Annotated in this window: 10 protein-coding genes; 6 read left to right on the forward strand and 4 right to left on the reverse strand. The window is 68.4% G+C overall.

Features of this window, described 5'->3' with window-relative positions; translation table 11 throughout:
• Window positions 1-168 precede the first annotated feature (168 nt).
• The 3 genes from ACWDU1_RS23370 to ACWDU1_RS23380 all read left to right on the forward strand — a co-directional run bounded on the left by ACWDU1_RS23370 (window position 169) and on the right by ACWDU1_RS23380 (window position 2,527).
• The gene (locus ACWDU1_RS23370; RefSeq protein WP_450001521.1) at window positions 169-981 is read left to right on the forward strand and encodes a DUF4253 domain-containing protein; all 813 of its coding nucleotides are present in this window, start codon (window positions 169-171) and stop codon (window positions 979-981) included.
• Window positions 982-1,117: 136 nt separating this feature from the next.
• Window positions 1,118-1,384: a hypothetical protein gene (locus ACWDU1_RS23375; RefSeq protein WP_450001523.1), complete on the forward strand. Its 267-nt coding sequence runs from the start codon at window positions 1,118-1,120 to the stop codon at window positions 1,382-1,384.
• Window positions 1,385-1,555: 171 nt separating this feature from the next.
• A complete protein-coding gene (locus ACWDU1_RS23380; protein ID WP_450001525.1) occupies window positions 1,556-2,527 on the forward strand; it encodes an alpha/beta fold hydrolase in 972 nt (323 codons plus the stop codon).
• A 32-nt stretch (window positions 2,528-2,559) separates the two neighbouring features.
• Here ACWDU1_RS23380 and ACWDU1_RS23385 read toward each other — a convergent pair whose 3' ends face one another.
• The 3 genes from ACWDU1_RS23385 to ACWDU1_RS23395 are packed head-to-tail and all read right to left on the reverse strand — an operon-like array spanning window position 2,560 to window position 6,006.
• Window positions 2,560-3,405: a transglutaminase family protein gene (locus ACWDU1_RS23385; protein WP_450001538.1), complete on the reverse strand. Its 846-nt coding sequence runs from the start codon at window positions 3,403-3,405 to the stop codon at window positions 2,560-2,562.
• A 4-nt stretch (window positions 3,406-3,409) separates the two neighbouring features.
• The gene (locus ACWDU1_RS23390) at window positions 3,410-4,393 is read right to left on the reverse strand and encodes an alpha-E domain-containing protein (RefSeq protein WP_450001527.1); all 984 of its coding nucleotides are present in this window, start codon (window positions 4,391-4,393) and stop codon (window positions 3,410-3,412) included.
• 8 nt (window positions 4,394-4,401) lie between these two features.
• Complete coding sequence (locus tag ACWDU1_RS23395; protein WP_450001529.1) at window positions 4,402-6,006, reverse strand: circularly permuted type 2 ATP-grasp protein; 1,605 nt, start codon at window positions 6,004-6,006, stop codon at window positions 4,402-4,404.
• Window positions 6,007-6,157: 151 nt separating this feature from the next.
• Between ACWDU1_RS23395 and ACWDU1_RS23400 the strand changes: the two genes are divergently transcribed.
• The 3 genes from ACWDU1_RS23400 (at window position 6,158) to ACWDU1_RS23410 (ending at window position 8,914) form a co-directional block, all read left to right on the forward strand.
• The gene (locus tag ACWDU1_RS23400) at window positions 6,158-7,402 is read left to right on the forward strand and encodes an MFS transporter (protein ID WP_450001531.1); all 1,245 of its coding nucleotides are present in this window, start codon (window positions 6,158-6,160) and stop codon (window positions 7,400-7,402) included.
• A complete protein-coding gene (locus ACWDU1_RS23405; protein ID WP_450001533.1) occupies window positions 7,399-7,782 on the forward strand; it encodes a nuclear transport factor 2 family protein in 384 nt (127 codons plus the stop codon). The genes ACWDU1_RS23400 and ACWDU1_RS23405 overlap by 4 nt, the downstream gene beginning before the upstream one ends.
• Window positions 7,783-7,906: 124 nt before the next feature.
• Window positions 7,907-8,914 carry an RNA polymerase subunit sigma-70 gene (locus ACWDU1_RS23410; protein ID WP_450001535.1) on the forward strand — a complete coding sequence of 336 codons (1,008 nt, stop codon included), beginning with the start codon at window positions 7,907-7,909 and terminating at the stop codon, window positions 8,912-8,914.
• A gap of 23 nt (window positions 8,915-8,937) precedes the next feature.
• Here ACWDU1_RS23410 and ACWDU1_RS23415 read toward each other — a convergent pair whose 3' ends face one another.
• A complete protein-coding gene (locus tag ACWDU1_RS23415) occupies window positions 8,938-9,501 on the reverse strand; it encodes a dihydrofolate reductase family protein (RefSeq protein ID WP_450001536.1) in 564 nt (187 codons plus the stop codon).
• Between the last annotated feature and the right edge of the window lie 256 nt (window positions 9,502-9,757).

Below are 9,757 nucleotides of genomic sequence, written 5' to 3' on the forward strand. Positions count from 1 at the left end.
CTTTCGTCGATATGCCGGTGGTCACGGGCCGGGCCCACCCGGATCTGGCCGGGTAGCACCGCGGCAGCCCCGAGTGCCTCGAACGGAATGCCGTTCACGGTCGGCAGCCGTTCCCCGCCTCTGCGAACAACATCCGCGTGTCACCGGATTGCTGTTGAATGACCCACCATGAAAGAGCAGTTCGGCGTTCCCCCATTTCTGCCGGATCTTCCGCCCGGCCCGCTGACCGACCCGTACACCGGCACCGATCCGGTGGCGACACTCGCCGCACTCGGCGTCGAGATCCCCACCCCCGCGCCCATCGGCACCACGGCCTCCGGAGCCCCGGTCTGGTCCATTCCGGTGGAGCCGGGGTACGCCGGCCCCCTGCTCTGGGAGAGTATCCGGGCGATCAGTCCACGTACTGGCCTCTGGCCGCTGCTGTGCACCGACGATATCCGTCCCGAGGCAGGATCGGGACCGCACGGCCTCGGTAGCACCGACATCGACGGCGGAGACTGGCTGACCAAGGAATACGCCGAGTATGCGGCCGATCCCGAAGCGATCCCCCGCGGCGGCCCGTCGTGGTCGGATCTCGAGCTCGACGATTACGATTTCTCCGCCTTCGACTGGAGCGATACCTGGGCCATCCGCCCCGACTGCGAGGAATTCGACCGGCTCGCCCTCGTCCCCGCCGCCGCGCACTGGCTCATCCCGCAGGAGCTCGGCTGGACGGGCGCGGTGAACTACGACATCGGCGGTCCCGTCCACACCGCCGTCCTGCGACGCTGGTCGGCCAACCGCGGGTGTGAACTGGTCGCGCTCGACGGCGCCACCATGTGGTTGAAGGTCGAGAAGGAGATACTCGACGAGGACGCCACTCTGGCCATGGCGATGGAAGCGTTCCTCTACTGCCCCGACGCCGCCACCCAGGATCGCGATTCACTGGACGAGCTGGCCGCGGCCCTGCTCAACCCGCTGTGGCGGCTCTGGTGGGATTGACCACCGAGCCGGGCCCGGTGGCTTGACCGTGCCGCGACGGCATGGTTTCGCCCATTGCCAGGCACTCCCCGCACCGATAGCCTTCAGTAGTCGGTGCACACTTGTTCACCGAGCCACGATCGACTGGAGTGTGGACATGAGTCGACGACGGACCGAACGACCCGAGCCCTGGGCCGACCTGACACAGGCCTGTTCTCGAGCGGTCAACCGGGAAGCCGAATGGGTCTCGGAGTTCGCCCGCGAGGTCAAGGCGGCCACGACGAAAAGTCTTCATCGAGCCAACCGCTCCGCCCGCCGGGCGGCCGGTGATGTGGAAACCGAACTCGTCGATCTGAATCGCGAGATCGCCGCCTTGGCCCGCGGCGCACTGCGCGCGCGAACGGACCGTCCACACCGGCAATAACGCGCCACTCGAGGCTGCGCGGGTGTGCACCGAAAACAGACGCAAATCGACGCCCCGGTCTCGACCGGAAGCGCCGGCTGCGTGACTCCGACTCCGGTATCGGCCCCCACACAACGGGCATGACCCGGTGACCGCCCACCGGCGGGCACCCGGCTGTGGTTGGTTGAGTGGGTGTATCGCAGTCATCAACGCCTGGTCTCGACCAACGGTGTCACCCTGAGCCTCACCGAGGCCGGCGACCCCGGTGCTCCGGTGATCGTGCTGGCCCACGGTTTCCCGGAGCTCGCCTTCTCATGGCGGCACCAGATTCCCGTACTCGCCGCCGCCGGATTTCACGTATTGGCCCCCGACCAGCGCGGATACGGCGGATCGAGCCGACCCGAACCGGTCGGGGCCTACGATATCGCCCACCTCACCGCGGACCTCGCCGGTCTGCTCGACGACGTCGCGGCCGAAAAGGCCGTGATCGTCGGCCACGACTGGGGCGCGACAGTCACCTCCGGATTCGCGCAACTACATCCGGACCGGACCTCCGCCATAGCTGTGATGAGCGTGCCGCCCACCCCGCGCGCACCGGCCCCGCCCATGCGGATCCTGCAGAAGCGCTACGGCGAGAAGTTCTTCTACATGCTCTACTTCCAGCAGATCGGGCCGGCCGACACCGAGCTCGCCACCGACCCCGCCACAACTATCCGTCGCCTGCTCAGCGGGCTACGCACCGGCGCCGGGTCCCGTGAAAAGGCGGCCATGGACCGGTTGACGGCACCCGGCGCCGAAGGGTTCATCGAACGGCTACCCGAACCAGAAGCCGATCCGGACTGGATCACCACCGCCGAGATCGATCACTACATCACCGAATTCACGCGCACCGGGTTCACCGGTGGACTGAACTGGTACCGAAATATCGACCGCAACTGGGAGATCCTCGCCGACGCGCCCGCCCCCACCATCGACGTACCGGCCCTCTTCCTCGCCGGAACCGCGGATTTCGCCCTGGGCACCACCCCCCGGCGCCGGATCGCCGATATCGTCACCGGCCCCTATCGGGAAGTCATGATCGACGGCGCCGGCCACTGGGTGCAACAGGAGCGCCCGGGCGAGGTGAACACCGCGCTGCTCGAGTTCCTCCGAACCCTCGGCTGAGCACGCGCGCGACCGTCGCGGCGGCGCCCGGTTCACGCGAGACGGGTGACCTCGACGACCACCTCGTGGTCGGTGGAGCGGCCACCGGAGAATATGCCCTTCAGCGGTGGTACATCGGCGTAGTCGCGGCCCACGGCCACCGAGACGTGTTGTTCACCGATCGCGGTGGCGTTGGTGGGGTCGTGCCCCCACCAGCCGCCGGTCCACGCCTCGATCCAGGCGTGACTCTCACCCGCGACCGTGGCGCCGATCCCCGCGTCCGGATCCGGATGCAGATAACCGGAGACGTACCGGCACGGTATTCCCATGGCGCGCAACAACAGCAGCGTCAGATGCGCGTAGTCCTGGCATACGCCCTGGCGGTCGGTCCACGCCTGAACCGCCGAGGTGTGGACCGAGGTCGTGCCCGGAACGTAGGTCATGGTCGAATGCACCCATTCCGATGCCCGCAGGACGGCCTGTTCCGGGTCGACCCCTTCGGCGAGTTCCACGGCGATCGCGCGCAGTTCCGAGTCGTCCGGGACGTAGTTCGTCGACGCCAGCAGTTCGGCGTAGGTGTCGATCGTCGGCTCCGAACGCAGTTCCGCCCAGCCGATTACGTCCTCGCCGCTCGCCCGGGCCGGTTCGGTTTCCACCACCGAGTAGGCCGAGACCTCCAGCGCCTCGTGCGGCGCGTGCACATCGAACGCCATGACCGCGCTGCCCCAGTAGTCGGTGTAGCGGTAGGGGCGCGTGGCCGGTACGGTCTCCACCCGGTTCAGGACGACGTTCTGCCGGCCGTCCGATCTCGGTGTGAGCCGGGCCTCGTTGAACGACCCGGTCACCGCCGAGTCGTAGGCGAATCCCGTCGTATGCACCACACGCATCCGCCAGCTCATCGGATCACCCTCTCTCATAGCTCCCCTCCGCCACCGTGGCCGGTTCACCACGGCGGCGGGCATCGGTCCACGTCACCCACGGGGCGGCGTGGAAGTACTGCATGGCGACGGCCTCGGTGACCTCGTGACAGGTCTGTTGCAGCGCGCCGAGGCGGTGGCGGAGGTCTTCCAGTAGAACTCCGGGCGGCAGGAATTCGAGTTCGCTGCGCGCCTGCCCGAGCAGCCGCTGCGCCTCGTTGCGGGCACCGCGCGATCCGTCCGGTAATTGATCGAGTTCCCGCAGATAGTTCTCGGCCAGCCGCACCGAACGGAACACCGAGCGCGGGAAGAGCCGATCCAGCAGGATGAACTCGGCCACCAGCCGGGCGTCCAGCGCCCCGCGATGGGTGCGCAGGTAGGAGTCGTGCGCGCCCGCCGAACGCAGCACGCTCACCCAGGCGGGTGAATCGCCGGGCTCACCGCCGCGGGAGAGCAGCAACCGCACCGTCATATCCACTCGTTCCAGCGATCGGCCCAGCAGCAGGAAGCGGTAGCCGTCGTCGCGGCTCAGGGTGGAGTCGGCCTGTCCGGCGAACATCGCGGCCCGGTCCTCGATATACCGGAAGAATTCGTACGGCCCGAGCTCCCGGGCAGCGCGAATGGCGCCGCCCAGACCGTGATAGGCGGTGTTCAGGCACTCCCACAGTTCGGTGGAGGTGACCTCCCGCGCGCCGCGCGCGTTCTCGCGGGCCGCGGAGATCGACGAGACGATCGAACCGGGTTGTTTCCGGTCGAAGGCCACCAGTTCGGTCAGCGACCACACATCCAACCGGCCCGGGGGCTGTTCGATACCCAGCACCCGGAGCAGCACCCGTGCGGCCCGGTCGGGGTCGACGGTGGCATCCTCGAGCAGCTGATGGACCGTGACATCGAGAATTCGCGCCGTATCGTCGGCCCGCTCGACATAGCGGCCGATCCAGAACAGGGATTCCGCGTTCCGCGCCAGCATCGCGCCTCCTACTGTTGCTGTTGCTGTTGCTGGGCCTGGGTGTCGGAGAAGGTGCGGTCGCGGTCGGTGCGCCCGGTGGCGGCGGGTTCGGCGACCAGTTCGGCGGCCGGATCGCGGTCCGCGGCGTCGCGCTCGCCGGCCGCGCGCGGCGCCAGCACCCAGGTGTCCTTGCTGCCGCCGCCCTGGCTGGAATTGACCACCAGCGAGCCCTCCGGCATCGCGACCCTGGTGAGCCCGCCGGGTAGCACCCAGACCCGCTCCCCGTCGTTCACCGCGAACGGCCGCAGATCCACATGCCGCGGTGCCAGGCCGTCACCGATCATGGTCGGCACGGTCGACAACTGCACCAGCGGCTGGGCGATCCACCCTCGCGGTTCCGCCGCGACCCGACGCCGGATCTCCTCGCGTTCGGCGGCCGAGGCGTCGGGGCCGAAGACGATGCCGTAACCGCCGGACCCCTCCACCGGTTTGATCACCAATTCGTCGATCCGGTCCAGTACCTCGGTGCGTTCGTCGTCGAGCCAGCAGCGGTAGGTGTCGACATTGGGGATGAGCGGCGTCTCACCGAGGTAGTACTCGATCATGGTGGGGACGTAGGTGTACACGAGTTTGTCGTCGGCGACTCCGTTGCCGACCGCGCTGGAGATCACCACGTTGCCCGCGCGCGCCGCGTTCAGGATCCCCGCGACGCCCAGCACCGAATCGGGGTTGAAATGCATGGGGTCCAGGTAGTCGTCGTCGATACGCCGATACACCACGTCGACCTGCCGTTCACCGTGGGTGGTGCGCATGTAGACGAAATTGTCGCGGCAGAACAGATCCCGGCCCTCCACCAACTCCACACCCATCTGCCGGGCCAGCAGCGAATGCTCGAAATAGGCGGAATTGAACACCCCGGGGGTGAGCACCACCACGGTCGGATCGGCGGTGTTCGTGGCGGCCGAGGCCCGCAGCGCGCGGAACAGATGCCCCGGATAGTCGCCCACCGGCCGCACCCGGTTCGCGGCGAACAGATCCGGGAACACCCGCGCCATGGTGCGCCGGTTCTCCATCACATACGACACCCCCGACGGCGAACGCAGATTGTCCTCCAGCACCCGGAACACACCCCGTTCGTCCCGGACCAGATCGATCCCGGAAACGTGGATCCGCACCCCGTTCGGCGGCGCGAAACCGGCTGCGGCGCGCTGGAAATTCGAGCAGGTCGTCACCAGCCGACGCGGCACCACACCTTCCCGCAGGATGGTCTGCGGCCCGTAGACGTCGGCGAGGAACATCTCCAGGGCCCGTACCCGCTGCGCGAAACCCTTCTCCAACCGCGACCATTCCGCCGCCGCGATCACCCGCGGTACCGGATCGAGCGGAAACGGTCGCTCCTGGCCGGACAGCGAGAAGGTGATCCCCTGGTCGACGAACGCCCGCCCGAGCGCGTCCGACCGCGCCGCCAGTTCGACCGCGTCCATCCGCTCGAGCGCGGTGTGAATTCCCCGGTAGGGCGCACGGATCCGCCCCGCCGGATCGAACATCTCGTCGTAGGCCTGGCGATGGCGGCCGGCCTGATAGCCGTCGAAGATCGACGGTGGATACTGCGAAGCAATGGCGGCCGCTGTCATGAAACCGATGGTCGCGCAGAAAAACAGCCCCCGAACTGCCGTCGGAGTTAAATTCTCGAGTCGGAGCGCGAGCCGGGACGGCTCGCGCGACAGGACGGTCATGTCGTATTCCCGCCGGTAACACGGCTCGCGCGTCCATACGGTCGGTCGGGTGCGAATAGACGCGAACCCCGCCGCTCCCGCCGCGCTCCGCGGTCCCGCCATCCTGTTCATGTCGATCGCGGCCGCCCTCGGCACGTCGGCCATCTATCCGATGCAACCCGCAATCGCGGATGTGGCCGACACCCTGGGTACGCAGATCACCGCGGTCGGAATCGCGCTCGCGTGCGGGCCCGTCGGTTACATGATCGGCCTCGTCCTGCTGGTGCCGCTGGTCGACCGCTTCGCCCCCGGCCGCGTACTCGCGGCCCAGTTCGGCGTTCTCGCGGCTGCGCTCGTGGCCTGCGCCGCCGTCGGCACGGTCACCCTGCTGGGTCCGCTGATCGGCCTGGTCGGAGCGTGTTCGGCGGTCGGGGCCGGTATGAGTTCGGTCGCGGGCCGGCTGGCTGCGCCGCAGCGGCGGGCAACGATCCTGGGGGTGGTGACAGCGGGCATCTCGGTCGGCATCCTCGCGGGGCGGATCGTGGGTGGATGGCTCGCCGACGAGATCGGCTGGCGCGCCATGCTGCTCGTATTCGCCGTGGCCTGCGGCCTCGTCGCCGCCTGCTGCCCGGTGCTGCTTCCCGCCGCTGCCGGTAACGCCGAACGCGGCTATCTCTCCACACTGCGTTCCCTCCCCGGCCTCTTCCTCCACCATCCGGCGCTGCGTATCGCCGCGATCCGCGGCGCCCTGTGGTTCTTCGCGTTCTGCGCGGTGTGGGCAGGGCTGGCCGTGGCGCTCTCCGAACCCCCGTACTCCTATTCGGCCGAACGAATCGGCCTGTACGCCCTGGCAGGTCTCTCGGGCATCGCGGCCACCCGGATCGCCGGCGCGCGGACCGACCGCGACGGCGCCCGCCGGGTGATCCTCGCCGGCCTCGCTCTGGCCGGTCCGGCTGCGGTCGTGGCGGGTTTCGGACTCGCGAACACCTTCGTGACGCTGGTCTGCCTGGCGATCTTCGACGCCGGCCTGTTCGCCGCCCAGGTGGCCAACCAGAGCACTGTCCTGGCGATCGACCCCTCGGCACCGGCTCGTTTCAACAGTGCGTACATGCTGGTCTACTTCGTCGGCGGCAGTCTCGGGACCGCGTTCGGCGCGGCGGCCGTCGAGTGGTTCGGGTGGCCGGCCACCGCCCTGATCACCGCGGCGGCCATCGGGGTCGCCGCGGTGATCACGGTCTCGGCGCGAGTGTCATCCGGAAATGGCTCCATTCGTCCAAGACAGCTCACCCCGGCGCGCGGATCGTTGAATCCATGACCGACACCGTCACCCCCGACCTCGAGACCTTCCGCCAACTGTTCAGCGATTGGGATGAGGCACTCGTCGCCGACGACCCGGCACGTATCGCCGCCTTCGCCGCCCCCGGATGGACCTTCCTCTCCCAGGACGGTCCGTTCGCGGGCCGCGGATTCCTGGAATCGGTGGCCGCCGGAGTCGTCTCCCACGACACCATGCGCAGCGAAGTGCATTCGGTAGCGATATTCGGCGACGTCGCGATCGTCGTCGCCCGTGTCGTCAATTCCGGCACCTACCGCGGCGAGCGGTTCGTCAACGACGAGTGGACCTCGGACGTATTCGTCCGCAGCGCGGGTCGCTGGCTCTGCGAACTCACCCACCTCACACCGGCCAGAGCCTGAGGGTTCTACGGCCGGCCGCGAACATCCGGCGACCGGCCGTCCTCGCCGACCCGCACCGATTAGACATCCTCCGCCACGACGTCGGTTCTGGTAGTCCCCGCACCGGTTGAAAGGATTGCCGACCATGACCGACGCCAGGCCGCCGGGCGCCGAGGAGGCCGCGTTCATCGCGGCGGCCCGCTCGGGCGATACGGCGCGGTTCGCACTCGTCACGGAGCGGCACCGGCGTGAGCTGCAGGTGCACTGCTACCGGATGCTCGCGAACTACGACGACGCCCAAGACCTGACACAGGAGACGTTCCTGCGGGCGTGGCGGAAGCGGGAATCGTTCGAGGGCCACGCCGCGCTGCGGACCTGGCTGTACCGGATCGCCACGAACGCCTGCCTCGACTTCCTGGAGAAGCGCAACGAGCGGACACCGGTACCGTCCGGGCTGTCATACCCCGGCTTCGAACTGCCGCGCCTGCAGCCCTACCCCGACCGGATGCTCCCCGAGGACCCGCAGGAATCGGCGGTGGCGCGGGAGACCGTCGAGCTGGCATTCATCGTCGCCGTCCAGCACCTGCCGCCGCGGCAGCGGGCGGTGTTCATCCTGCGTGACGTCCTCGGCTGGCCGGCACCGAAAACCGCCGGCACCCTCGAGCTGACCGTCGCATCGGTGACCAGCGCGCTACAGCGGGCGCGCGTGACGGTACGCCGGCAACTGCCCGACCGCCGCCTCGACTGGCGCAGCCCCGCCACGCACGAACTGTCGGAGGTCGAGCGCGGCGTGGTGAAGTCCTACATCGACGCCCACGAACGCAACGACCTGACCGGGTTGCTGTCCCTGTTGCGCGCCGATCTGCGCTTCGTGATGCTGCCCGATTCGGGCACCTCGATCGTCGGGGCCGAAGAGTCGGTGGACAGCTGGGTCGCCGGCGGGCTCTTCGGGCCCGGCTACGACGACTGGCGCTGTATCGCCACGACAGTCAATCGCATGCCGGCCGCCGCGCTGTACCTCCGCGCTCCCGAAGGCCCGCGATACCGCCTGTTCAATATCGCGGTCCTGCATATCGCCGACGGGAAGATCGCCGAGCTCACCGGATTCGACGCCACCGGCAAACCCTGGCTGGGCCTGCCCCCGACACTGTGACCGGTCCGGCACCCGGTCCACGCTCATCGTCTCGTCTCGTACCGGGTCAGCACCACACCGCCGGGAAATGTCCGCGTCTCCACCAGGTTCAGGTTCGCCCGACCGGCCGGCGCCGTGAAGAACGGCGTGCCGCCGCCCACCAGAACCGGGTGGGTCGCCAGGACGTACTCGTCGATCAACCCGGCTCCCATGGCGGCCCCGGCGAGCGTCGCGCCGCCGATACCGATCCGGCCACCGTGCTCGTCCGCGAGCCGGGTGATCTCGGCGACCGCGTCGCCGGCGACCAGGCGGGTGTTCCAGTCGACCTCGTCGATCGTCGAGGAGAACACCACCTTCGGCGTATCCCGCCAATTCCGCGCGAACTCGCACTGCGCCGGGGTCGCGCCGGGCTGCCGGTCGCCGGTCGGCCAGTACGAGCTCATCGACTCCCACAGCTTGCGCCCGTACAGCACCAGATCGTTCGCCCGCTCATAGTCGAGCCAGAACTGGAACAGTTCGTCGCTCGGCGCGCCCCAACCGATATCGTCGCCGGGCGCGGCGATATAGCCGTCCAGGGTCACGTTCATACCGAAGATCAATTTCCGCATCGCGCAGGCCTTTCCCTAGTTGGTCCCGCACATACCGACGATCACGCCGCGGAAACCTGATCGGTGCTCTTCGCGTCGCGCTGGTGGCCATCACGTCGGGCCGAATCGTGGTGAACAACGCCGTGCTCATGACGAGAGGCCCCTCCCGGATCTCCCGGAAAGGGCCTCTGACCTGCGAGCCGCCTAGGAGAATCGAACTCCTGACCTTTTCATTACGAGGGTTAGGCTAGGCCACTGACCAGCAGATATGCCTGTC

This window comes from Nocardia sp. NPDC003345 (assembly GCF_053589395.1).

What these genes read in the sequence shown, in the direction of transcription:
- ACWDU1_RS23405 (WP_450001533.1), top strand. Translation starts at nt 7,399, where the DNA reads ATGACCGACACCGTCACCCCCGACCTCGAGACCTTCCGCCAACTGTTC.
- ACWDU1_RS23385 (WP_450001538.1), bottom strand. Translation starts at nt 3,405, where the DNA reads ATGAGCTGGCGGATGCGTGTGGTGCATACGACGGGATTCGCCTACGAC.
- ACWDU1_RS23390 (WP_450001527.1), bottom strand. Translation starts at nt 4,393, where the DNA reads ATGCTGGCGCGGAACGCGGAATCCCTGTTCTGGATCGGCCGCTATGTC.
- ACWDU1_RS23375 (WP_450001523.1), top strand. Translation starts at nt 1,118, where the DNA reads ATGAGTCGACGACGGACCGAACGACCCGAGCCCTGGGCCGACCTGACA.
- ACWDU1_RS23410 (WP_450001535.1), top strand. Translation starts at nt 7,907, where the DNA reads ATGACCGACGCCAGGCCGCCGGGCGCCGAGGAGGCCGCGTTCATCGCG.
- ACWDU1_RS23370 (WP_450001521.1), top strand. Translation starts at nt 169, where the DNA reads ATGAAAGAGCAGTTCGGCGTTCCCCCATTTCTGCCGGATCTTCCGCCC.
- ACWDU1_RS23415 (WP_450001536.1), bottom strand. Translation starts at nt 9,501, where the DNA reads ATGCGGAAATTGATCTTCGGTATGAACGTGACCCTGGACGGCTATATC.
- ACWDU1_RS23395 (WP_450001529.1), bottom strand. Translation starts at nt 6,006, where the DNA reads ATGACAGCGGCCGCCATTGCTTCGCAGTATCCACCGTCGATCTTCGAC.